This window comes from Actinacidiphila guanduensis, assembly GCF_900103985.1.
Classification (GTDB): Bacteria; Actinomycetota; Actinomycetes; order Streptomycetales; family Streptomycetaceae; genus Actinacidiphila; species Actinacidiphila guanduensis.
Genome location: NZ_FNIE01000003.1, coordinates 287470 through 310022, shown reverse-complemented (window position 1 = coordinate 310022; position 22553 = coordinate 287470). Strand labels below are relative to the sequence as shown.

At 75.0% G+C, this 22553-nt stretch carries 21 protein-coding genes; 14 read left to right on the top strand and 7 right to left on the bottom strand.

The genetic code is table 11. The features are described from left to right. Window positions 1-45 precede the first annotated feature (45 nt). The 8 genes from BLR33_RS07630 (at window position 46) to BLR33_RS07595 (ending at window position 8034) form a co-directional block, all read left to right on the top strand. On the top strand, window positions 46-861 hold the full coding sequence (locus BLR33_RS07630) for an amidohydrolase family protein (RefSeq protein WP_093783514.1): 816 nt from the start codon (window positions 46-48) through the stop codon (window positions 859-861). Between the two features lie 147 nt (window positions 862-1008). Continuing rightward, entirely contained in the window at window positions 1009-1530 is a 522-nt protein-coding gene (locus BLR33_RS07625) for an MSMEG_0572/Sll0783 family nitrogen starvation response protein (RefSeq protein ID WP_093783513.1), read from the top strand. 11 nt (window positions 1531-1541) lie between these two features. Beyond that, the gene (locus BLR33_RS07620; protein WP_245771241.1) at window positions 1542-2627 is read left to right on the top strand and encodes an MSMEG_0568 family radical SAM protein; all 1086 of its coding nucleotides are present in this window, start codon (window positions 1542-1544) and stop codon (window positions 2625-2627) included. Further along, window positions 2597-4387, top strand: a complete 1791-nt coding sequence (locus BLR33_RS35960; RefSeq protein ID WP_245771240.1) for an MSMEG_0567/sll0787 family protein — start codon at window positions 2597-2599, stop codon at window positions 4385-4387. Before BLR33_RS07620 ends, BLR33_RS35960 begins: the two co-directional genes overlap by 31 nt. Continuing rightward, a complete protein-coding gene (locus BLR33_RS07610) occupies window positions 4384-5325 on the top strand; it encodes a carbon-nitrogen hydrolase family protein (RefSeq protein ID WP_093783512.1) in 942 nt (313 codons plus the stop codon). Before BLR33_RS35960 ends, BLR33_RS07610 begins: the two co-directional genes overlap by 4 nt. After that, window positions 5322-6158 carry a carbon-nitrogen hydrolase family protein gene (locus BLR33_RS07605; protein ID WP_093783511.1) on the top strand — a complete coding sequence of 279 codons (837 nt, stop codon included), beginning with the start codon at window positions 5322-5324 and terminating at the stop codon, window positions 6156-6158. The genes BLR33_RS07610 and BLR33_RS07605 overlap by 4 nt, the downstream gene beginning before the upstream one ends. Then, a complete protein-coding gene (locus tag BLR33_RS07600) occupies window positions 6155-7246 on the top strand; it encodes an MSMEG_0565 family glycosyltransferase (RefSeq protein ID WP_093783510.1) in 1092 nt (363 codons plus the stop codon). The genes BLR33_RS07605 and BLR33_RS07600 overlap by 4 nt, the downstream gene beginning before the upstream one ends. Before the next feature lie 83 nt (window positions 7247-7329). Then, window positions 7330-8034, top strand: a complete 705-nt coding sequence (locus BLR33_RS07595) for a TetR/AcrR family transcriptional regulator (protein ID WP_093783509.1) — start codon at window positions 7330-7332, stop codon at window positions 8032-8034. 181 nt (window positions 8035-8215) lie between these two features. Here the strand turns inward: BLR33_RS07595 and BLR33_RS07590 are convergent, their stop codons facing one another. Beyond that, entirely contained in the window at window positions 8216-9106 is an 891-nt protein-coding gene (locus BLR33_RS07590; RefSeq protein ID WP_093783508.1) for an AurF N-oxygenase family protein, read from the bottom strand. A 199-nt stretch (window positions 9107-9305) separates the two neighbouring features. Here BLR33_RS07590 and BLR33_RS07585 point away from each other — a divergent pair, with 199 nt between their 5' ends. Both BLR33_RS07585 and BLR33_RS07580 read left to right on the top strand, forming a co-directional pair. Continuing rightward, the gene (locus BLR33_RS07585) at window positions 9306-10430 is read left to right on the top strand and encodes a CapA family protein (protein ID WP_093783507.1); all 1125 of its coding nucleotides are present in this window, start codon (window positions 9306-9308) and stop codon (window positions 10428-10430) included. Window positions 10431-10669: 239 nt separating this feature from the next. Next, window positions 10670-11581 (top strand): polysaccharide deacetylase family protein, encoded by a 912-nt coding sequence (locus BLR33_RS07580; RefSeq protein WP_093783506.1) that lies wholly within the window; start codon window positions 10670-10672, stop codon window positions 11579-11581. A gap of 41 nt (window positions 11582-11622) precedes the next feature. Here the strand turns inward: BLR33_RS07580 and BLR33_RS07575 are convergent, their stop codons facing one another. Both BLR33_RS07575 and BLR33_RS07570 read right to left on the bottom strand, forming a co-directional pair. Next, complete coding sequence (locus tag BLR33_RS07575; RefSeq protein ID WP_093783505.1) at window positions 11623-13095, bottom strand: peptidoglycan D,D-transpeptidase FtsI family protein; 1473 nt, start codon at window positions 13093-13095, stop codon at window positions 11623-11625. Beyond that, window positions 13092-14504: an FtsW/RodA/SpoVE family cell cycle protein gene (locus BLR33_RS07570; RefSeq protein ID WP_093783504.1), complete on the bottom strand. Its 1413-nt coding sequence runs from the start codon at window positions 14502-14504 to the stop codon at window positions 13092-13094. Before BLR33_RS07570 ends, BLR33_RS07575 begins: the two co-directional genes overlap by 4 nt. Before the next feature lie 186 nt (window positions 14505-14690). Between BLR33_RS07570 and BLR33_RS07565 the strand changes: the two genes are divergently transcribed. Together BLR33_RS07565 and BLR33_RS07560 are read left to right on the top strand one after the other, a co-directional pair. Further along, window positions 14691-15362 (top strand): pentapeptide repeat-containing protein, encoded by a 672-nt coding sequence (locus BLR33_RS07565; protein WP_093783503.1) that lies wholly within the window; start codon window positions 14691-14693, stop codon window positions 15360-15362. 159 nt (window positions 15363-15521) lie between these two features. Next, window positions 15522-16040 carry a hypothetical protein gene (locus BLR33_RS07560; RefSeq protein ID WP_143031656.1) on the top strand — a complete coding sequence of 173 codons (519 nt, stop codon included), beginning with the start codon at window positions 15522-15524 and terminating at the stop codon, window positions 16038-16040. Between the two features lie 188 nt (window positions 16041-16228). On the opposite strand, the gene BLR33_RS07555 is transcribed toward BLR33_RS07560, so the two are convergent. Continuing rightward, the gene (locus tag BLR33_RS07555) at window positions 16229-16414 is read right to left on the bottom strand and encodes a hypothetical protein (protein ID WP_093783501.1); all 186 of its coding nucleotides are present in this window, start codon (window positions 16412-16414) and stop codon (window positions 16229-16231) included. 194 nt (window positions 16415-16608) lie between these two features. Then, window positions 16609-17610 carry a helix-turn-helix transcriptional regulator gene (locus BLR33_RS07550; protein ID WP_107408854.1) on the bottom strand — a complete coding sequence of 334 codons (1002 nt, stop codon included), beginning with the start codon at window positions 17608-17610 and terminating at the stop codon, window positions 16609-16611. Between the two features lie 411 nt (window positions 17611-18021). Between BLR33_RS07550 and BLR33_RS34220 the strand changes: the two genes are divergently transcribed. Continuing rightward, on the top strand, window positions 18022-19131 hold the full coding sequence (locus BLR33_RS34220; RefSeq protein ID WP_107408852.1) for a Gfo/Idh/MocA family protein: 1110 nt from the start codon (window positions 18022-18024) through the stop codon (window positions 19129-19131). 165 nt (window positions 19132-19296) lie between these two features. Then, window positions 19297-19716 (top strand): hypothetical protein, encoded by a 420-nt coding sequence (locus BLR33_RS35955; protein WP_245771239.1) that lies wholly within the window; start codon window positions 19297-19299, stop codon window positions 19714-19716. A 578-nt stretch (window positions 19717-20294) separates the two neighbouring features. Here the strand turns inward: BLR33_RS35955 and BLR33_RS07535 are convergent. Then, window positions 20295-21416 (bottom strand): glycoside hydrolase family 75 protein, encoded by a 1122-nt coding sequence (locus tag BLR33_RS07535; RefSeq protein WP_245771238.1) that lies wholly within the window; start codon window positions 21414-21416, stop codon window positions 20295-20297. Between the two features lie 331 nt (window positions 21417-21747). Beyond that, window positions 21748-22545, bottom strand: a complete 798-nt coding sequence (locus tag BLR33_RS07530; protein WP_245771237.1) for a type 1 glutamine amidotransferase — start codon at window positions 22543-22545, stop codon at window positions 21748-21750. Between the last annotated feature and the right edge of the window lie 8 nt (window positions 22546-22553).

The window sequence follows — 22553 nt, the reverse complement described above, 5'->3', positions numbered from 1 at the left end:
GCCCCGCTCGCATCCTGCTCGCATCCCGCTCGAAGGACGCGCCCCATGGTCTTCGACGCCCACCGCCACATCGGCGTCCTGCCCGCCCACCCCTTCTACGGCGGTCCGCCGGTCAACCCCGACACCACCGCCCGCGGCACCGTCAAGCAGCTGCTCGCCGACCTCGACGCCGAGGGCACCGAGCGCGCCCTGGTGATCCCCAACTACGGTGTGCCCGACCCGGATGCCGCCTTCCGGCTCAACGACCTGGTGCTGGAGGCCGCCCAGGCCGACGACCGGGTCCGGGCCGGGCTGTGGGTCTCGCCCCGCCCGGCCGACGCCGAGCGCACCGCGAAGGCGCTGGCGCTGGCCGGCGAGCCCGGTGTGCGCGCCCTCAAGCTCAGCTTCCTGCTGGGCGGGCGCCCCACCGACCCCGACTGCCGGGCGCCGCTGGACGCGATCTTCGCCGCAGCCGAGCGGTACGGCCTCGTCGTCCACGTGCACACCTCGCCCGGCGCGGCCTCCGACATCGACGAGGTCGGGCACCTGGTGGAGTGGTACGCCGACCGCGTGCCGGTGCACCTGGTGCACTTCGGCGGGGGCATGAGCGGCCACATCAAGCTCGCCGGCGGCCGGTTCTTCGACTGGATCGCCGCCGGCAAGCGGGTCTACACCGACCTGTCCTGGGCGATCGGCTTCGCCCCGCGGTGGCTGGCCGCCGAGATCGAGCGGCGCGGCCTCGGCCACGACCGGGTGCTCTTCGCCAGCGACCAGCCCTGGGGCGACTACGCCGGCGAGCACGCCCGCACGGCCGCCGCGCTGGCCGGCAGCGAACTGCAGGCCCGCGTCTTCCGCGACACCTTCGCCGCCCTCTACGACTGACCGTCCCCCGACCGGCTCAACACCGGCTCAACACCGGCCCGAGCCCGACTCATGACCGGCCCGAGCCCGGCCCGGCACCGCCCGCACCGGCCTCCCCGACCACCCTCCCCAAGCCCCAAGCCGTCCCCTCTGCAAAGGAGTCACCACGTGTCCGACACCGCAGCGCTCACCGACGTCGAGCAGAAGTCGCTGACCGAGATCCCGCACCCCTCGCTGCCCGAGGGCTCCTCGCTCTACGGCTCCACCAAGGTCTTCCCCGACTACCAGGCCGAGAACGGCGAGACGTACTTCACCCTCGTGCACGGCATCGCCCACGAGTCGTCGGTCTCCTTCGTCGCCGTCCTGCAGGCCACCCGCGCGCTGCGCAAGGGCTTCGAGACCGCGATCTACTTCTACGGGCCCGGCTCGCTCAACTGCCTGGCCACCCGCGGCTTCCCGACCACGGGCACCTCCGCCTTCCCCGGCGAGCACAACATCAACAACCAGCTGAAGACCTTCATCGCCGAGGGCGGCAAGGTCTACTGCTGCCGGTTCGGCCTGTCCCTGCACGGCGCCCGCGAGGAGGACCTGATCGAGGGCGTCATCCCCACCCACCCGCTCGACGTCCAGGACGCGCTGATCCACTACGCGCGCAAGGGCGCCATCATCAACTCGACCTACCAGCTGTAGGAGGCGCCCCCGTGAGCGTTGGCACCGGATCGACGGCGGTGGACGTGCGGATCATGACCCGCGCCGAACTCGCCCTGCACGGAGTCGCCTCGGACGCCCCCGTACGGCGCCCCGACGGCGCGGGCCCCAGCGACGACGGGCACGTCCTCGTCGACGGTGCCAACGCCGCGCTGCCCACCAACCCGGCCAGCCCGTACCGGGTCCGCGACGGCCGGGTCTGGCTCGGCGAGCAGGACACCGGCCTGACCCTGACCCCCGTACGCCGCCCGCGGTTCTACGACCTCGCCACCGCCGACGGCACCCCGTACGAGCACATCGCCCGCCTGCACGGCGCCGACGTGCTCGCCACCACCGTCGTGCAGACCTGCATCCGCTACGGCGAGGCCGACCGCTGCCGCTTCTGCACCATCGAGGAGTCGCTGCGCTCGGGTGCCACGGTGGCCGCCAAGACCCCCGCCCAGCTCGCCGAGGTCGCCGAGGCGGCCGTACGGCTCGACGGGATCCGGCAGATGGTGATGACCACCGGCACCACCACCGGGCCCGACCGCGGCGCGCGCACCCTGGCGCGCTCGGTGCGGGCGGTGCTCGCCGCGGTGCCCGGGCTGCCGATCCAGGTGCAGTGCGAGCCGCCCGGCGACCTCGCCTGGATCGGCGCCCTGCACGAGGCCGGGGCGAGCGCCATCGGCATCCACGTGGAGTCCCTGGACGAGCAGGTGCGGCGGCGCTGGATGCCCGGCAAGTCCACCGTGCCGCTCGCGGAGTACGAGGCCGCGTGGGACGAAGCGGTGCGCGTCTTCGGCCGCAACCGCGTCTCCACCTACCTGCTCGTCGGCCTCGGCGAGGACCCGGACGAACTCATCGCGGGCGCGGGGGAGTTGATCGAGCGCGGGGTGTACCCCTTCGTCGTGCCCTTCCGCCCCATGCGCGGCACGCTGGCCGCCCGCGACGGCGTGCCCGCGCCGTCCGCGCACCTGCTGCGGCACGTCACCGAGGGCGTGGCCGCCAAGCTGCGGGCCGCCGGGATGCACGGCGCCGACCAGCAGGCCGGCTGCGCGGCCTGCGGGGCGTGCAGCGTGCTGATGACGGCCGGCGGGTGAGCGCGGTGTCGCTGCTCGACGGCGGGCCCGCGGCCCCGCCCGCCCCCGAGGCCCAGGACATCCTGGCGCTGCTCGGCGACCGCGCCACCCTGGCCCGAGCCCGCGCCGGCTTCCGGATCGAGCAGGCCACCGACACGGCCGCGCACGCGGAGTACCGGCAGTTGCGCCGGCAGGTGTTCGTCGCCGAGCAGGGCCTGTTCGACCGCCACGACCTGGACGGCCACGACGCCGACCCGCGCACCGTGGTGCTCCTGGCCCGCGACCGCGAGGGCGCCCTGCTCGGCGGTGTGCGGCTGCACCCGGTGCCGGACGGGCCGGACATCGGCTGGTGGGCCGGCAGCCGGCTCGCCGTCCACCCGGCCGCCCGCCGCGCCTCGGGTGTCGGCCCCGCTCTGGTCCGCGCCGCCTGCGCCCGCGCCGAGCAGGAGGGCGTGCTGCGCTTCGACGCCACTGTGCAGCCCGCCGCCGAGCGGATGTTCGCCCGGCTCGGCTGGCAGCGGGTCCGCCCCGCTGTCGCCGCCGGCCGCCCGCACGTGCTGATGCGGTGGCCGATCGGCCGGATCGCCGCGCTGGCCGAGGCGGCGAAGTCCCCCCTGGGCCCGCTGCTCGCGGCCCTGCGCGGAGCGGTGCCGGACACCGAAGGGCCCCGCCCGTACGGCGCGTCGGGCCCGGCTTCCTCCGGCTTCGCGGGCGCGTATCCGGATGGCCCGGCGGCGGTGGCGGGCTCGTACGGTGCTTCTGCCGGCTTCGACGGCACGTACCCAGGTGGCCCGGGGACCGCGGCGGGCTCCTACGCCGGGCCGGGCGACGCCGGTTCGCCGGGCGGCTACGAGGGTCGTGCGGCGGCGGGGCCGTACGCCGCCGTGCCCGGGGTCCCGGGTGCGTACCCGGGCGGCCCGGGCCGACTCCCGTCCCCGTACAGTGGGTTCGCCGGGCTCGGTGGGGCCGGGTTCGTCGGGGACGACGGGGCGCCCGTGCCCGGCTCCGACGTGATCGCCGCCTGCGACGCCATCCTGCCGTCGATGGTGGCCCGCGACCCCGAGTGGGCCGGCTGGTGCGCGGTGCTGGTCAACGTCAACGACCTTGCCGCGATGGGTGCTTCGCCCGTCGGGCTGCTCGACGCGCTCGGCGCGCCCGACGCCGCCCACGCGCGGCGGGTGCTCGACGGGCTGGCCCGCGCCTGCGCCGCCTGGGGCCTGCCGGTGCTGGGCGGGCACACCCAACTCGGCGTGCCCGCCGCCCTGTCGGTGACCGCGCTCGGCCGCACCGCGCACCCCGTGCCCGGCGGCGGGGGCCGGCCGGGGCACCGGGTGCGGCTCACCGCCGACCTCGGTGGCTCCTGGCGGGCCGGGTACCGCGGCCGCCAGTGGGACTCCACCAGCGGCCGCCGGGCGGACGAACTGCGCGCCATGGCGGGCGCGGTGGCCGCCGCACGGCCCGCGGCCGCCAAGGACGTGTCCATGGCCGGGGCCGCGGGCACCCTCGGGATGCTCGCCGAGGCGAGCGGCTGCCGCGCGGTGCTCGACGTGGCCGCGGTGCCGCGCCCGCGAGGGGCCTCCATGGGCGACTGGCTGACCTGCTTCCCCGGCTTCGCCATGCTCACCGCCGACGCCCCCGGCGCGCCGGAACTGTCCGCGGGCCCGGCGACGGGCGCGGTGTGCGGGGAGCTGACCCAGGGGCAGGGCGTCGGGCTGCGCTGGCCCGACGGAGAGACCACCGAGGCGGTCACCGCCGCCGTGACCGGAATGGGACCCGCATGACCACCCTGACCATGGCCGCGGCCGCCGCGCCCTTCGGGCGCGACCTGGCCGCGGACTTCGAGGCCGTCGAGCGGATCGTCGCCGACGCGCGCGCGGCCGGCGTCGGCCTGCTCGCCCTGCCGGAAGCCGCCCTCGGCGGCTACCTGCTGAGCCTGGACGGCGACAGCGCGGACGCCGGGCCGCCGCCGCTGGACCCGGACGGCCCCGAGATCCGCCGGCTGGCCCGGATCGCCGGCGAGATGACGGTGATCGCGGGCTACTGCGAGGCGGACGGCGACGTGCGCTACAACAGCGCCGTGTGCGTGACCGGCGACGGCGTGCTCGGCAACCACCGCAAGGTGCACCAGCCGCTGAGCGAGGACGCCAGCTACGCCAGCGGCGACGGCTTCCACGCCTTCGACACACCGGCCGGCCGGATCGGCATGATGATCTGCTACGACAAGGCGTTCCCGGAGGCCGCCCGGGCACTGGCGCTGGACGGCGCCCAGATCGGGGTGTGCATCTCCGCCTGGCCGGGCTCGCGCACCAACGCGGCCGCCGACCTCGCCCAGGACCGCTGGAAGCGCCGATTCGACCTCTTCGACCGGGCCAGGGCGCTGGAGAACCAGATCGTCTGGCTGTCGGCGAACCAGGCCGGTACCTTCGGTGCGCTGCGGTTCGTCGGCAGCGCCAAGGTCGTCGACCCGGGCGGCGACGTACTGGCCGACACCGGCGTCGGCGGGGGCCTGGCGGTCGCTTCGGTGGACGTCGGCGCGGCCCTGCGGACGGCCCGCCGCTCGATGGCGCACCTGCGCGACCGCCGCCCCGACAGCTACGTGCCGCGCACCCCCGTACCCGCCCCGGCGGGCGCGGCGGCGCCAGTACCGGCACCGGCACCGGCCGCAGCACCCGCACCACAACCGGCAGCAGCACCAGCAGCAGGAGCACCTGGCAGATGAGCACCGTCCGGATCGCGGCCGCCGCCGCACACTTCGGCCGCGACCTGGAGTTCGACCTGGCCCGCGTGGCCAAGCTGATCGGCGACGCGCGCGCCTCGGGCGCCGGGCTGCTGGTGCTGCCCGACGCCGCGCTCGGCGGCTACCTCGCCGACCTGCGCCACCCCGACCCCGACGCGCTGCCGCCCGCGCTGAAGCCCGACGACCCGCTGATCGGCCGGGTCGCCGCGCTCGCCGCCGAGATGACGGTCTGCGTCGGCTACTGCGAGGACGGCGGCGACGTGCGCTACAACGCGGCGGTCTGCGTCAGCGGCGACGGCGTCCTCGGCCGGCACCGCAAGGTGCACCTGCCCGCCGGGGAGGTCGCCGCCTACACCGCGGGCGACCGCTTCGACGCCTTCGACACCCCCGTCGGCCGGATCGGCATGCTGATCGACTACGACAAGACCTTCCCGGAGGCGGCCCGTTCGCTCGCGCTGGACGGCGCCGGTGTCCTCGCCTGCCTGTCCGCCTGGCCCACCAGCATCACCAACCGGGCGCCGCGGATGGCCCAGGACCGCCAGGCCCGCCTGTTCGACCTCTACGACCAGGCGCGGGCCGCGGAGAACCAGGTCGTGCTCGCCTCCTCCAACCAGACCGGCACGATGGGCGGCATCCGCTTCCTCGGCCAGTCCAAGGTGGTCGGCCCCGGCGGCGACATCCTCGCCCGCACCTGGTCCAAGGCGGGCCTGGCCGTCGCCGAGGTGGACGTCGAGGCCGAGATCGACCGGGCCCGGCGCATCCTGCACCACCTGGCCGAACGCCGGCCCGACGTCTACCGGGAGCGCCCGCGATGAGGATCGCCCTGCTCAGCTACTCCACCAAGCCCCGCGGCGGGGTCGTGCACACCCTGGCCCTGGCCGAGGCGCTGGCCGCCCAGGGCCAGGACGTCACCGTGTGGTCGCTCGGCCGCGGCGGCGACGCCGGCTTCTTCCGCCCGGTGGACCCGGCCGTGACGGTCCGCCTGGTGCCCTTCCCCGACGGGCCCGCGGGCGAGGGCACCGGGGCGCGCATCCTGCGCTCGATCGCGGTGCTGCGTGAGGCGTTCGCCCCGCACGCGGGCTCGTACGACATCGTGCACGCCCAGGACTGCATCAGCGCGAACGCGGCGGGCCCCTGCGTGCGGACCGTCCACCACATCGACCACTTCACCACCCCCGAACTGGCCGCCTGCCACGAGCGGGCGATCACCGAGCCCTACGCGCACGTGTGCGTCTCCGCCGCGGTGGCCGCCGAACTCGCCGACGGCTGGGGCCTGCGGGCGCGGGTGATCCCCAACGGCGTGGACGCCGCCCGCTTCGCCGCCGCCGACCCGGCCGCCCGCGACCGCCTGCGCGCCCGACTGGGCCGCTACGTCCTGACGGTCGGCGGCATCGAACCGCGCAAGGGCTCCCTGGACCTGCTGGAGGCCTACGCGCTGCTGCGCGAGCGCGTGCCCGGCATCGCCCTGGCCATCGCCGGGGGTGAGACCCTCTTCGACTACCGCGACTACCGGGCCGCCTGGGAGCGGCGGGCGGCCGAACTCGGTGTCGAACCGGTCGTGCTGGGCGCGGTGCCCGACGACGACCTGCCGCCGCTGGTCGCCGGGGCGGCCGCCTTCGCCTTCCCCTCGGTCAAGGAGGGCTTCGGGCTGGCCGCGATGGAGGCGCTGGCCGCGGGCGTGCCGCTGGTGGTGCGCGATCTGCCGGTGCTGCGCGAGGTGTTCGGGCCCGCCGCCCGTTTCGCAGCCGGGCCGCGCGATCTGGCCGACCGGCTCGCCGAAGCGCTCGACGGCCCCGACCCGGCCCGCCGCGCCGCCGGCACCGCCCTTGCCGCCCGCCACACCTGGGCCGAGGCCGCCCGCCGCCACCTGGACTTCTACGCGCAGCTGCCGGTGCGCGCGTAACCGGCACCCTCTCCCGCGATCCGGCGTCCGCGGGCGGCCCGCCCGATGGCAGCGGCGGCGGGCGCGTCCGTAGGCTTTCGGGCATGAGCAGCAGCGCGGTGCCCGCCTACCGGCGGATGAGTGTGGAGCGGCGCCGCGAGCAACTGCTGGCCGCCGCCGTGGACCTGTTCGGGCACCGCAGGCCCGAGGACGTCTCGGTGGAGGACGTGGCCGCGGCCGCCGGTGTCTCGCGCCCGCTGGTCTACCGCTACTTCCCCGGCGGCAAGCAGCAGTTGTACGAGGCCGCGGTCCTGGGCGCCGCGGAGGAGCTGACCGGCAGGTTCGCCGTACCGGCGCAGGGGCCGCCCACCGAGCGGCTGGCGGCGGCGCTCGGCCGCTACCTCGCCTATGTCGACGAGCACGACGCCGCCTACGGGGCGCTGCTGCGCGGCGGCGGGGTGGTGGGCACCAGCCGTACGGACGCCATCGTGGACGGGGTGCGGCGGGCCGCGGCCGAGCAGGTGCTGCGCCACTTGGAGGTGGCCGAACCCGGGCCGCGGCTCGCGCTGATGGTGCGCTCGTGGATCGCCTCGGTGGAGGCGGTCTCCCTGCTCTGGCTGGACGAGGGCAAGCAGCCGCCGCTGCCCGAGCTGTGCGGGTGGCTGGTGGACCACTTCACCGCGCTGCTGCTCGCCACCGCGGCCACCGACCCGCAGACCGCCCGCGTGGCCCGGGCCGCGCTCGGCCAGGAGTCACCCGCGAGCCCCGGAACGGCGCTGCTGGGCCGCCTCACCGAGCTGTTCGGCTGAGCTGCCGTCCCGTCCCTGCCGGGCAGTCGGAACGTGCCGCAGCTGCGGGCCGGTTCGTTTTGTTCGGCCGGCACGGCCGGCCGAGCGTGACGAGCGGAACGAACGTGCCCGGTCGCAGGGGCTTCCCGCACTGTTCGGCCGAGACGGCCGCCTGCCGACTGTCCGCCGCTGCCCGACGTCGTCAGAGCAGCCCCGACGCCTTCCACAACGGCCGGGCCGGGCCGCGCAGCAGGCCGATCTCCTCCAGGAAGTCCATCAGCCGCTTCGCCGACTGCCGCATCACGTCGCGGCGGTGCGGGCTGGTGCGGGCCACTTCGGCGGCGTGCGCGGGGTCGAGGCCGACCGCGGCGTACACCTTCGGGCTGATCAGCGAGCGGGCGATGACGCGGGCGGCCTCACCCGAGGCGACCCGGGTGACGGCCAGCTCCCACCGCGGGGCGGTCACCATCTGGCGGCGCAGCTCCTCGCGGGCGTAGCGAATGTGCCGGGACTCCTCGACGACATGGATGCGGGTTACCCCGCGGATGAAGGGCTGCACCCGCTCGTCGGGGAAGGTCAGCCGCTGCATCCAGTCCAGGATCTCCTCCGCCAGCAGGGTGCCGGTGAACGAACCCGGCGTGGTGGAGACCGTCTTCAGCACCCGGCCGAGCGCGTGGTCGAGCCGGCTGGGCCCGTAGACGGGGGTGCCCATCTTCGTCACCGCGCGGGCGAACATCTTCGAGTGCCGGCACTCGTCGGCGATCTCGGTGAGCGCGTAGCGGACGTGGCCGCTGGTCGGCTCCAGGTCGTAGGTGTGCCGCAGCAGCAGCTGCATCAGGATCGTCTCGAACCAGACGCCGACCGAGCACAGCGAGGCCGCCTCGTGGCGGGACAGGGTGATCTGCTGCTCCGGCGTCATCCGCCGCCACAGCTCGGTGTCGTAGAGGGAGACCAGCTCGGGCGGCCAGAACCAGGCGCCCTCCTCGAAGGGCGCGTCCCAGTCCAGTTCGGTGTCCGGGTCGAAGGAGTGCTTCGCGGACGCCGCCAGCAGCCGCTCGGCGGTCCTCTCCCGGTCGATCAGGTGCGCGTCCATGGGTGAACCGGCCTCCGCTGCATGAGGGTTACCGAAGGTACGGCTCTTATAAGACTCCGTGTCAACAAGCCCGTCAACCCTTCGTGCGCGGCTTGTCCGGAAGTGAGGTGCGGCTGCCGGGTGCGACCGCCGCCGACACGTCGATGGCAAAGAGGGTGAATCGGGAGGAATAATGAAAATATGACCTTATGTTGATGTGATGCTCGACGGATCAGATCGCCGCGCGCCCCGCCGTACCCGCACCCGGACCCGCCGTCGCGGGGCGGCCGCGCTGACCGCGACCTGCCTGCTGCTCGCCGCCACCGGCGCCTCCGACCGGCTCGCCGCCCGCCCCGGCCACCGCGCGGGCGCCGCCGAAGGCCCCGCGGCAGCAGCGCGCCGCGCCCCGGGCACCATCACCCTCGCCTTCGCCGGCGACGTCCACTTCGCCGGCCGCACCGCCGCCCGCCTCGGCCTCGACCCCGCGCTCGGGCCGGTCTCCGCGCACCTGGCCGCCGCCGACTTCGCCATGGTCAACCTGGAGTCGGCGATCACCACCCGCGGCACCCCGCAGCCGAAGACCTACCACTTTCGCACCACCCCGGCCGCCCTGACGGCCCTGCGCGACTCCGGCGTGGACGCCGTCACCATGGCCAACAACCACGCCGTGGACTACGGCGCCGAGGGCCTGGCCGACACCGTGGCCGCCGCCCGCGCCGCCCGCATCCCCGTACTCGGCATCGGCGCCGACGCGGCCCAGGCGTACCGGCCGTACACCGCCACGATCGGCGGGGTGCGGCTGGCCCTGCTCGCCGCCAGCCAGATCGACGACATCACCAACGCCGACTTCCGGGCCGGGCCCGCCACGGCCGGCATCGCCTCCGCACTGGACCGCCCGAGGCTGCTGGCCGCGGTGCGCGCCGCCAGGGCGCACGCCGACGCCGTCGTGGTCTACCTGCACTGGGGCACCGAGGGCGAGAGCTGCCCCACCGCCGAGCAGACCTCGCTCGCCGCGGACCTGGCCGCGGCCGGCGCCGCCGCGGTCGTCGGCACCCACGCGCATGTCGTGCTCGGCTCCGGCATGCTCGGCCGCACCTTCGTCGCCTACGGCCTCGGCAATTTCCTCTGGTACGGCACCTCGCCGTACCCGCACTCCGACGAGACCGGTGTGACCACCCTCACCCTCGACCGGGCCGGCCGCGTCACCGGCGCGGGCTTCAGCCCCGCGCTGGTCGGCAGCCAGGGCCTGCCCGAGCCGCAGACCGGCCGCGAGGGCGTTGAAATCACCCGCCGCCAGGCGGAGTTGCGCGGCTGCACCGGGCTCGCCGCCCCGCCCGCCGGATGACCGGTCGGGCCGCCGGCCCGTGCGCCCGCGTGTCCTGATCGTGTAACGCCCGCAACGCCCGCGCGGCGGCAGGGAACCGTACCCTGGGCGGCCGCATCTATCGGATCGCGGGCCCGCCGACCACCGGGTCCGCCCGGGCGGTTCCGCGGCTCCCGGGAGTCGCCGGGAAGCTGCGCCACGAGCCGCACGGCAGCCGCAGCAGGAACACCGAAGACCATGGACAAGGGGCGGACCAGCGCATGACCGTACGGGGACGAATAGCGGGCCGGCCGAAGAGCGGGCACAGCGCGGGCATCGGGCAGTCGGGGTCCAGGACGGCGGGCGAGCGGCTGCGGGCGGCCCCGCAGGCCGTCGCGATCACCGCCGCCGTCCTCGTGGTCGCCCTGACGGCGGTGATCACCGCGCTGGTCTCGCCCGGAGGCACCCGCACCGCCGCCCACACCACCGCTGTCCGCACCGCCCCGAAGGCGCCGGCCCGCACCCCGGGCGGCACCGCGCACCCCGGCACGGCCGGCCACGCGCCCGCCGCGCCCACGTACCCGCTGGTGCCCGACTCCATCCAGCACGCCGCCGAGACGCCCGGCCGGGCGGTGAACATCACCATCGACGACGGGCCGGACCCGGTATGGACCCCGAGGGTGCTCGCCGTCCTCGCCAAGCACCACGCGCACGCGACCTTCTGCATGATCGGCCCGCAGGCCCGGGCCAACCCGGCCGTGGTCCGCCAGGTGGTGGCCGCGGGCGACCGGCTGTGCGACCACACCGTCCACCACGACGAGGCCATGGACAAAAAGCCGGTGGCCTACCAGCAGGCCGAGATCATGGACGCGCTCACCATGATCGAGCAGGCGTCCGGCGGCGCCCGCGTCTCGTACTACCGCGCCCCCGGCGGCGCGTTCACCCCGGCCAGCCGCGCCTTCGCCGCCCACCACGGCATGCGGCCGCTCGGCTGGAACGTCGACACCAAGGACTACGAGCGCAGGGGCGTCGGCACCATCGTCCGCACCGTCAAGGACGAGATCGGCAACGGCCCGACGATCCTCTTCCACGACGGCGGCGGCAACCGCTCGCAGACCGTCGCCGCCCTCGACCGGACCCTGACCTGGCTGCACACCCAGGGCTACGCCTTCAGCTTCCCGAAGGTGAACTGACCCCCGGCAACCGGCGATTTGCGGCTGCCCCGGGGCCCCCGTCAGGGGGCCGGCGGCGGGGCGGCCAGGACCGCCCGCATCACCGCGCGGGCGATCGGGGCCGCGTTGCCGCCGCCGGAGATGTCGGCCCGCACCGCGGCCGCGTCCTCCACCACCACGGCCACCGCGACCGAGGCCCGGTCGGCGCCCGGCGGCTTCGCGTAGGAGACGAACCAGGCGTACGGCGTGCCCTTGTTGGCCGGGCCGTGCTGCGCGGTGCCGGTCTTCCCGCCGACCACCACCCCGGGGATCGCCGCGTTGCCGCCCGTGCCGCGGGTCACCACCGCCTCCATCAACTCCTGCAACAGCGCGGCCGTGCGGGCGCTGACCGCCTGGTGCAGCAGGCGCGGGCGCGTCCGCGACACCGTCGTCCCGCCGTGGCTGGTCACCTCGTCCACCAGGTAGGGCGCCATCAGCCGGCCGCCGTTGCCGACCGCGGCCGCCACCATCGCCATCTGCAGCGGCGTCGCGGTGGTGTCGAACTGCCCGATCGAGGAGAGCGCCACCTGGTCCGGGCTCATCCAGCGGTCCACGGTGCTCACGGCCACCGCGGGCGGGATGCGCAGCCGCGTGTCGTCGAAGCCGAACCGCTCGGCCTGCGCCACCACCGCCTGGTCGCCGAGGTCCGCGCCCAGCTTGGCGAAGACCGTGTTGCAGGAGTACCGGAAGGCGTCGAACATGCTCGCGTTCCGGCACCCGGCGCCCTCGTTGGTCAGCCGCACCGTGGTGCCGGGCAGGGTGTACGGGTCGGGGGAGGCGGTCCGCGCCCGCAGGTCGGTGACCTCGCCGCTCTCCAGCGCCGCCGCCGCGGTGACCACCTTGAACGTCGAACCCGGCGGGTAGGTCTGCCGGATCGCCCGGTCCAGCATCGGCTGCGCCGGATCGGCGTTGAGCTGCTTCCAGGTCGCCGTCACCGAGGGCCCGGCGCCCGCGAGCCGCCCCGGGTCGTAGGACGGCGAGGAGACCAGCGCCAGGATGCGGCCCGTCGCCGGGTCCAGCGCGGCCACCGCGCCCCTGCGCCCGGCGAGGCCCGTGAAGGCCGCCTGCTGGGCCGCCGGGTCGATGGTGGTGTGCACGTCGCCGCCGCGCTGCCGGGCGCGGGTGATCTCCGGCCACAGCGGCTGCTCGTCCAGCGCCGGGTCGCTGCCGTCCAGCAGCGCGCCCTCGGTGCCCTCCAGCAGGCTGGCGCCGTAGATCTGGGAGGCGAAGCCGGTCACCGGCGCGTACAGCGGGCCGTCGCGGTAGCTGCGCACGTACCGCAGTTGGCCGCCGGTGGCGCGCGAGCTGGTGACAGGGCGGCCGGCCACCAGGATGTTCCCGCGCGGCTGCCGGTACAGGGCGATGTCGGCCCGGCGGTCGGCCGGGTTCGCGGCGAGGCGGCCGGCCTGGACCAGCTGCACCCGGACCGCGTTGGCCAGCACGGCGAGCAGCAGCAGGGCGCAGAAGGCGGCCGCGTGCCGCACGCAGCGGTTCACCGGGCGGCCCGCTCGGCCGCCGGGACCGCCGCCGGGGCGGGCTCCGGCCGGCGGGCCCGGTCGCTGATCCGGATCAGCACCGCCACGATCAGCCAGTTGGTGACCACCGAGGAACCGCCCTGGGCGAGGAACGGCATCGCCATGCCCGTCATCGGGATCAAATCCATCACCCCGCCGGTGATCACGAACACCTGGAGCGCCAGGATCGAGGCGAGCCCCACCGCGAGCAGCCGCCCGAAGGGGTCCCGGGTCGCCAGCGCCGCCGCGAACCCGCGGGCCACCAGCAGCGCGTACAGGCCGAGCAGCCCGCACAGCCCGGCCAGGCCCAGCTCCTCGCCCGCGGTGGCCAGCACGAAGTCGGACTTGGCGGCGAAGCCGATCAGCGCGGACGAGCCCTGCCCGAGCCCGGCGCCCAGCGCGCCGCCGCTGCCGAAGGCGAAGAGAGACTGGGCGATCTGGCTCGGCCCGTCGCCGGCCGCGATCGAGGCGAAGGGGTGCAGCCAGTCCTGCACCCGCTGGTGGACGTGCGGCTCGTTCGCGCTCACGGCCGCCGCCCCGCCGGCCGCGAGCAGCAGGCCGACCGCGATCCAGCCGGTGCGGCCGGTCGCCACGTAGAGCATCACCACGAACAGGCAGAAGAACAGCAGCGAGGTGCCCAGGTCCCGCTCCAGCACCAGCACCCCGACGCTGGCCAGCCACACCGCCAGCACCGGCCCGAGCACCCGCCCGGTCGGCAGCTGGAGCCGATCGATGCCCAGCACCCGGCGGCCCGCGTAGGCCAGCGCGGCCCGGTTCGCCGACAGGTAGCCGGCGAAGAACACCGCGAGCAGCACCTTCGCGAACTCGCCCGGCTGGATGGAGAACCCGGCCGCCCTGATCCAGATCCGCGCCCCGTTCACCGACGGGAAGGCGATCGGCGCCACCAGCAGCACCAGCGCCGCGGTGACGCTCACATACGCGTACCTGGCCAGCACCCGGTGGTCGCGCAGCGCCAGCACGGTGACGATGAACAGCCCCACCCCCGTGCCGGACCACACCAGTTGGGCCGGAGCCGCACGCGGGCCGAGCGAGGGCTCCAGGTCCAGCCGGTAGATGAGCACCAGGCCGAGGCCGTTGAGCAGCACCGCGATCGGCAGCAGCAGCGGGTCGGCGTAGCGGGCGCCGGCCCGCACCGCCGCGTGGGCCAGCAGCGCCAGGCCGCCGAGCCCGCCGCCGTAGGCCGCCGCGTCCTTCGGGACGGCGCCGGTGCGGGCCAGGCCCACCTCGGCGTACCCGTACACGCAGATGCCCACCGCCGCCACCAGCAGGCACAGTTCCACCCCGCGGCGGTCGGCCCGGCGGGTGGCGGCGGGCCCGCGCGGTTCGGCCGGGCGCCGCGGCGGCGGCGCGGTCGCCGAGGTTGCGCTCATGGGCCGCCACGCTAGCAACCGGCGAGGGTTATGTCCGTTAAGTCGGGCCCGCGTGCTGAAGGGTGGCGCCGCGGAGCCCGCGCACAGGCCACCGGTTCCGCTGCCCCGGCAGCCGCTGTCCCGGCCGCTCCGTCGGCGGCTCCGGCGCCCGCTCCGCTGTCGGTGGCCCGCACTAGGGTCCCGTCCATGGACGCACCCGACGAACTCGCCGATCTCCCCTACGCCGACCTGCTGCGCCGTTACGACGGGCCGCTGGAGACCGAGGGCGACTACGACACCGTGCACATCGACGGGCGGGAGTTCACCGGCGGCGCGGGCAACGACGCGGGCGGCGCGCGGTTCCTGGAGTCCGCCGTCACCGACTGCGTCCTGGACGGCACCGGGCTGCGCAAGGCGCGGATGAACGACCTGTGGCTGTCGGGCACCCGCCTGACCGGCGCCACCCTCGCCGAGAGCACCTGGCTGGACTCCGCGCTGGTCGGCTGCTCGCTCGCCGGCGTGGAGGCGTTCTCCGCGGTACTGCACCGGATGGTCCTGCGCCGCTGCAAGCTCGACTCGGTCAACCTGCGCGGCGCCAGCCTGCGCGAGGTCGTCTTCGAGGACTGCGTGCTGCGGGACGTGGACTTCGGCGAGGCCCGCTTCGACCGGGTGGCCTTCCCCGGCAGCCGGATCGAGCGGGCCCGGCTCGGCCGCGCCCAGCTGAAGCGGACCGACCTGCGCGGCGCGGTCACCGTCGAACTGGCCGACGGCTACGACGCACTGCGCGGCGCCGTCATCAGCTCCGCCCAACTGCTCGACCTGGCACCGGCGCTCGCGGCCGCCCTCGGCATCACAGTGAAGGACGAGCAGGGCCGCTGAGCAGCCACGACGGCGACGGTCCCGAGGCCGCCGCACCCCCTTCCCGGGGCCCCGGCCGGCCGGCCCAGACGTCACACGAACACCGCGCGCCACCCCTGGTCAACGGCCTCACGGATGCCCTAGATGCGCGAATGCGCCATTGCAGAATCCGGCCGGTCGGTGGACATTGTCCGGATCGCCTGCTTCCTGGAACGCTCTACTTACCGCCCCGGCGAGGAAGGGACGAAGGCAGTGCAGGACATCGAGTTCCGGAGCGCGCACCATCTGTGCGTCGAGACGGACCCTGCCCTGTGCGTCCCTTGCCAGGAGCGGTTGGATCGGCAACTCGCCTTGCTTCCCCGGGTATACGGCGAGTTGGAGGCAGCACTCGTACCGGCGCCGCACTCCGGCGACCGAGAGACCGGCACTGACCGGCCCGGCATCCCCCTGAACGGGCCGGCTGTCGAGGCGCGCGCAGCGGTACGAGGCACACTCACCTCCTGGGCCGATCTGCTTGTCGAGGGCCGCACCGTCCGTCTCCCCCTACGGACGGTGCCGGCCCTCGCCGCATTCCTCCGCCGGCACCTGGGCTGGCTCGCCGTGCACCCGGCGGCCGAGGACGCCGCCGCGGAGATCGACACGGTGCTCCGCAGGTCCCTGTACGCCCTGCACCGCACCCCGTGCCCCGTCGCGGGCTGACGACGACCGCCCACCCCTTGCGGTCGGCCGGGCCCGCGATCCGGCACCCGGCAGACCACCGACACCCGTGCTCCCCTGGCCCCTTCGGGGCAGGCGGGAAACGCGAGAGCCGGCACGCCAACCGCTCGCGTACCGGCTCCACCCGCCTGCTGCGGGGAGTTCGCCGAACTCCCCGCGGGGTCACATCCCTACGGCCACCAGCTGTCCGGGGCGGCAACCTGGTTGCCCGCCGCGGCGGCGGTGGCAGGAACCGCGTCGGTGCCGGCGGCCTGGCCGGCCTGGCCGGACACTGCCACCTGCGCGGACGTGGCAGGAGCGTCGTCGGCGTAGGCGGCGGCAACCGTACCGGCTGCGGCCGAGGCGCCCAGTATCAAGCCCGCAACGGCTGAGACACGGAGGAGTCCCCGAGTACGCGACATGGCCATCCTTCGAGGTGTGCTGAGGAATGCTCGCGTTGACATCTGTTGGCGTACGACAACTCATACAACCAGGCCGATCCTGGCAGGATCGGCAGATAGAAGGCAACGCTCCGCTTGTGCGCATATGCGCCATGGCGTAAGCGCGCACATCAAATAAGCCCCTGGGCCGCCGCGAGAACACCGGCCTGGAACCGGCTCTCCGCATTCAGATACCGCATGATCTCAGAGACCAGGCGACTCACAGTACGCAGTGATACCCCTAGTTTGCGGGCGATACGCTCATCTGTCAGCCCGTTTGCCAGAAGCCGCAGTGTGGTGCGGTGCTGTTCGGTCAGTTCGTCGTCCTCGCTGCCGGCCGGTTTGGTGGTGTACGGGACCGAGCGCAGCCAGCAGTCCTCGTAGAGCGCCACGTAGGAGCGGACCAGCGCCGGGCCGCGCACGATCACCGCCGGGCCGTGCGGATCGTCGGGATCGGCCGATACCAGTGCGCTGTGGGTGTCGCCGATCATCAGGTCGAAGGGGACCTGCGGGGCGAGCCGCACCTCGGCGCCGACCGCGGCGAGGTCGGAGAGGTACTTGCGCTGCCTGGGCGCGGAGTTGATGCTCTGCCCGTAGATGCAGCGCACCCGCACCCCCCGCTCGATCAGCGCCGCGTCCCCGGCGAGCGAGGAGACCAGCACCTCGCTCGGCGGCAGCGGACCCGGATGCATCGAGCCGGCCGAGGAGACGATCCGCGCGTCGAAGTCCCGGACGAACTGGCGGCCGCGGTTGTCCCGCGTCACCAGCTCCACCTCGATCTGCGCGATCTCCCGCATCACGGCCGGCCGGTAGTGCTCGATCAGGTGCTCGGCGGCCCTGATCACCCCGGAGAGCTCCTCACGCTGCGTGCGCAGCACGTCCCGCTGCCGGGCGAGCAGTTCGATGAGCGCGGTGTCCGGCTCGACCGGCGCCACCTCGTCGGGTGCCTCGCCCGGGCGGATCAGCCCGAGGCCCTTCAGCTCCGACCAGCCGGCCGCCGCCTCCTCGTCGGTCAGCCCGATGCCGGCGGCGGCCTTGGCCGGAACGGAGGAGCCGCCCTCGCGCAGCGTCTGGTACAGCGCGAGGCCGATATCAGCCCCGTCCGGCCCGTCGCCGCGAACGGAGTTGGTCACGATATTTCCCCCTTTCCGCACCGCCTTGCCGCGCGTGCGACCCGCGCGCGGCGCAGCGCTGCACCCGATGCGACTCTAGCAATGCTTCGCCGCGGTGCCAGCGGGCCGAAGCGCACCATGACCAGCGGTGGGACGCCCCCGGGCGGCGCGGACCGACGACCGCGCGGTCACTGTGCGTACACGATTATCCTCGTCGCCGGGGCGCCGGACAACGCTCGGCAGCAGCCGGCCGGGAGCGGCGGCGGCGACCTCGCGCGCGCCCTGGGGTCCTGCGCCGCGGCGCCGTGTGCGGGCGTGCGCCGGGACCGGTGCCCGGGGGCCGGCGGGGCTGCCCCCGGAGACAACGCGAGACAACGCGAGACAACGCGGGACACCGCGGGACGGGCCGTTGCGCCCGGGAGAGGGGCCGTCATGGGGCAGCAGGCCGGCCGGGAACCGGTCCCGATCGCGCTGATCGGGGTCGGCAGGGTGGCGCACGCGGCGCACCTGCGCGAGCTGCGGGACCTGCCGCACGCGCTGCGCCTGGCCGCCGTGGTGGACACCGACCCGGCGCACCGGGCGGCCGTGCGTGCGGCCGGCTTCGAGGCGGCCGCCTGCGCCACGCCCGCCGAGGCCGCCGCCGTGGGCGCCCGGGCGGCGCTGGTCTGCACGCCGTGGTGGACCCACCGCGAGGTGGTCCAGGAGTGCCTGGAGCTGGGGCTGCCGGTGCTGTGCGAGAAGCCGGTGAGCCTGGACCCGGCCGAGATCGACGCGCTGATCGCCGCGCAGGCGCGTACCGGCGTGCCGGTCGCGGCCGGCTACATGAAGCGGCACGACCCGGTGGTCGCGCTGTTCGTCGAGCACTGCGCCGCGCACCTGGACAGCGCGCGCCGGCTGACCGTGGACATCCACGACCCCAACGCCCCCCATCAGGTGGCGCACCTGATGCCGTACGACCCGCCGCCCTTCGGGCCGCAGCCGCCGCCCGCGCGGGCCGCGCTGGAGCGGGCGCTGGGGCCGCGGTCCACGCCGGTGCAGCGCGAGGCGTACGCGCGCGGCCTCGGCGGCTCGCTCATCCACCAGGTGAACCTCGTGCACACGGCGCTGTCCGCCGCCGGCCGCGAGCTGGCCGGGCACCTGCTCCACGCGGATGTGTGGGCGGGCGGGGACGGCGTCTCGTGCCGCTGGCGGCCGGCCGACGCGCTCGTGGTCGACCTCACCCACCAGCGGCTGCCCGCCCATCGCCGCTACCGGGAGGTGCTGGAGTTCACCGCGGAGGAGGGCACGGCGACGCTCGCGCTGCCCTCGCCCTATGCGCGCGACGAGTCGGCGACGCTCACCCTGGAGACGTGGGACGCGGTGACCGGGCTCGCCACCAGGACCGTGCGTACGGCCGAGCCCGGCCGCACCGGTTTCCGGCGCCAGCTGGAGCGGTTCGCCCGCGCGCTCGGCCCCGGTGGCGACTTCGGGCGGCTGCCCGGCCTCGCCGATGTCGCCCGCGACGCCCGGGCGGTCCGTGAGGCGGCGTTGCGGTTGCGCTGAAGCCGCACCGATCCAGCAGCACCGATCCAGCACCGGCCCGGCACCGGCCCGGCACCGATTCGGCGCCGCACCTTGCTCCTGCCGGCCGGCGGCCGCCGCTGTGTGTCCTCTGTGATGCGGGGTAGGCGCTGTGTCAAGGAGCCCCTTCTACTCGGAGGTGACCTCATGCTGGTCCTGGGACTTCTGCTCCTTGCGTGTACGGCGGCCTTCACCGGGCTGGCGATCTCGGACAACCTGGGAGGAGGGCCCGACTACTCGGTGACGGTGATGGGCAACCACATCGCCACCATGAACGGTCTGGCGCTCTTCTGCGCGGGCCTGGCGCTCGCGCTGGTCTTCTCGCTCGGCTGCGCGATGGCCATGGCCGGCGGCCTGCTGCACCGGCGCAGGAGCCGCAAGTATCGCGCGGTGCGCCGTGACGCGGCCGCCACCGCGCGTGAGCGCGACCATCTCGCGGCCCGACTGGACGAGACGCAGCCGGTGGACACGGCGCCGGAGTACACACCCGAGGGCGGCGGTGCCAACCGTGTGGAGACGGAGCCGGCCAGGCCCCGCCACCACGCCCGGCACCTGTTCGGCCACTGACCGGGCGGCAGCCGCCGGCGGACACCTACAAGAAGAGGCCGCAGGACCATGTGTCCTGCGGCCTCTTTTTCTGCGCGGTTCCTCTGCGCGGTTCTTCTGCCCGGGGACGGTGTCCCGCACCGACGGCAACGGCTCCCGGCCACCGGAGGGGACAGTGGTGGCGGGGAGCCGGAAAGAGAGGTGCAGTGGCGGCCCCGGGGGGGGATGGGGGCCGCCACGCAGGAACTACGTTACGCGTGTTCGGCGGCGGGTGTGGGCAACGGCGTCTTTTCGGCGTGGCGGAATCGCGCACGGGGTGCGGCCGGGCCGGGGACCACGGGGGAGATCACCGACCCGGCCGGTCCTGGGCGCCGTTGACGCAATCGGCGGGCGCGGACCCCGCGGGGGCCTACGGTCTTCCGCCATGGTGGCCTCGCCAGACCGGTACGTCAACGGAAGTGAACCGGCCAGTCGCCGTCATTCATCCTGGCTCATGTCCCGCCCGGCCGGGCCGGCCCGCCGGACCCGGCCCGGATGCACCCGGGACCGGGCTCGGCGGGCCGGTGTACGGCGCGGGGCGCCGGTCGGCCGCCCGGGGCTCAGGACGGCCCGGTCCACAGCTGGTTCGACGCCCCGGTGCAGCTCCAGATCTGCAGCCGGGTGCCGTCGGCCGAGCTGGGACCGGTGGCGTCCAGGCACTTGCCGGAGCCGGTGTTGACCAGTTCCGAGCCGCTGCGGGTCCACGCCTGGGCGGCGGTGCCGTTGCAGTCGTAGAGCTGGACCTGCGTGCCGTTGGCGGTGCCGGCGCCGGTGACGTCCATGCACTTGCCCAGCGCCCGCAGGGAGTTGCCCGAGCTGGTGGACCAGCTCTGCGCGCTCGTGCCGTTGCAGGTGTAGAGCTGTACCGCGGCGCCGTTCGCGCTGGAGGCCCCGGCGATGTCGACGCACTTGCCGCCGTAGCCGGTGATCCGGCCGGAGCCGGCCGGCGGAGTGGTGCCGCCGCTGCCCGAACCGCCGCCGCCCAGCCAGGTGGTGGCGGCCGCGCTGCCGGTGGCGTCGATGGCGCTGTTGTTCTCCACCGGGCTCGGCACGTGGCCGGGGAAGACGATGAAGGTCACCGGGCCGTCGGTGCCGCCGGTGTCGGGGTCGGGGTCGATGCCGAGCGCGGTGGCCAGGGCGTAGGAGCCCTCGCCGATGATGGTGCTCGGGCCCTCGTCGGCGAAGACCGCGTAGGCGACCTTGCCGTTGTAGACCACGGCGGCCACGCTGCCGGGCGTGATGCCGGCGTTCTGGTAGCTGAACCGGCTGCTGGGCAGCGGGATGACGAAGTAGCGCGTGACGTCCGAGGTGAACCAGTTCCCGGTCGAGGTCTGGAACGAGGTCTGGTCCTGGTACCAGGGGTCGGTGGAGCTGTTGCAGTGGCTCGTGGTGACGCCGTCGCAGTCGATGTCCATGTCGGAGGTCCAGGTGTACGCGGACCCGTTGCTGCAGATCTCCACGGTGGGGGGCTCGCCGTCGTCGGTGGCGTACTCGCCGTTGGAGGCCGGCGTGCAGTTCGCGGCCTTCGCCAGGAGCTGGGACGCGGTCGGGCCCGCGGCGGGCGCGGCCGCCCGGGCCGGTGCGGCCGAGGAACTGGCCGCGCCGAGGGTGAGGGCGCCCGCGAGAGCGAGGGCCGCTGCTGCCAGGGTGGCGAGCAGGATGCGGAAGCGTGGACGTGTCACGGCAGTGCACTCCTTCCGGAGGTGGGGCGGAAGTTGTGGCGGCGGTGAACCGATAGGTAACCTTACTTACAGATACATGTCAATGAGCGGGACGCAGCTCCCCGCCCCCTTCCAGGGCGCCCCCATGGGGGCGGGGAACTGCGGGTCCGATGCCGGGGTCCGGGTGGGGTCCGGAGTGGGGCCGGTTTCACGGATATGAATCATGGACGTGCTGATGAACGCACGTGGTGCTGGTGACGGTAGGACCCGGGGTTCCATGGCGTCAAGGGTTCCCGTACGTGAACGGCGAGTTGGAGGAGACGCGGCCGAGCCGAGGGGCCGGCCCGTGGCGTCAGTCCGGGGTGTCCGTCCCCGCGGGGGCCGCCGGGGCCGCCGCGCCCGCCCTGCCCGACGCGTGCCGGGCGAAGCGCAGCGCCACCTCGCGCCACACCGCGGCGGATTCGGCCTCGTGCGCCAGCGCCGCCCGCTCCAGGGCGGCCCGGTCGGCGCCGTACCGGGCCAGCCGGGCGGCGTCCCAGCCGCCGATGCGCCCGGCGTCCGCCTCGGGGTGGAACTGCACGCCCCACGCGGCCTCGCCGACCCGGAACGCCTGGTAGGGGCAGTCCGCGCTGGAGGCGAGCCACACCGCGCCCGGCGGCAGCTCCGTGATCGCGTCCACGTGGTTCTCGATCGCCCGCGGGCGCGCGGGCAGCCCCGCGAACAGCGGGTCGCCGGCGGCCTCCTGACGCAGGGCCACCTCGGTGCTGCCGAACTCCGGCCGCCCGGCGTCCGCCCGTACCCGGCCGCCGGCGACCTGCGCGAGCAGTTGCCCGCCGAGGCAGATCCCGAAGACGGGCACCCCCGAGCCGAGCGCCTCCTTCGCCAGCGCACGGGTACGGGCGAGCCAGGGCGCCCGTGCGTCGTCGTCGGGCAGGTAGCCGCCGCCGAGCACCACCAGGGCCGCGTAGCGCGGCCGCAGCGCCGACGGCAGCTCCTCACCGGCGTACCCGCGCACCACCTCGCACGCCAGCCCGCCCTCGGCCAGCCACTCCCGCCACCGCCCCGGCCCGCCCCGCTCGGTGTGCTGCACCACCAGCGCCGTCGCCCCGGCCCTGTCTGCCGTGTCTGCCGCCTCTGTTACGTCTGTCACGTCCCGAC

Bases quoted from the DNA above. Each gene is read 5' to 3' on its own strand.
- BLR33_RS07630 (WP_093783514.1), top strand. From the start codon at position 46: ATGGTCTTCGACGCCCACCGCCACATCGGCGTCCTGCCCGCCCACCCC.
- BLR33_RS35955 (WP_245771239.1), top strand. From the start codon at position 19,297: ATGCTGGTCCTGGGACTTCTGCTCCTTGCGTGTACGGCGGCCTTCACC.
- BLR33_RS07600 (WP_093783510.1), top strand. From the start codon at position 6,155: ATGAGGATCGCCCTGCTCAGCTACTCCACCAAGCCCCGCGGCGGGGTC.
- BLR33_RS07590 (WP_093783508.1), bottom strand. From the start codon at position 9,106: ATGGACGCGCACCTGATCGACCGGGAGAGGACCGCCGAGCGGCTGCTG.
- BLR33_RS07605 (WP_093783511.1), top strand. From the start codon at position 5,322: ATGAGCACCGTCCGGATCGCGGCCGCCGCCGCACACTTCGGCCGCGAC.
- BLR33_RS34220 (WP_107408852.1), top strand. From the start codon at position 18,022: ATGGGGCAGCAGGCCGGCCGGGAACCGGTCCCGATCGCGCTGATCGGG.
- BLR33_RS07595 (WP_093783509.1), top strand. From the start codon at position 7,330: ATGAGCAGCAGCGCGGTGCCCGCCTACCGGCGGATGAGTGTGGAGCGG.
- BLR33_RS07585 (WP_093783507.1), top strand. From the start codon at position 9,306: ATGCTCGACGGATCAGATCGCCGCGCGCCCCGCCGTACCCGCACCCGG.
- BLR33_RS07580 (WP_093783506.1), top strand. From the start codon at position 10,670: ATGACCGTACGGGGACGAATAGCGGGCCGGCCGAAGAGCGGGCACAGC.
- BLR33_RS07565 (WP_093783503.1), top strand. From the start codon at position 14,691: ATGGACGCACCCGACGAACTCGCCGATCTCCCCTACGCCGACCTGCTG.
- BLR33_RS07570 (WP_093783504.1), bottom strand. From the start codon at position 14,504: ATGAGCGCAACCTCGGCGACCGCGCCGCCGCCGCGGCGCCCGGCCGAA.
- BLR33_RS07610 (WP_093783512.1), top strand. From the start codon at position 4,384: ATGACCACCCTGACCATGGCCGCGGCCGCCGCGCCCTTCGGGCGCGAC.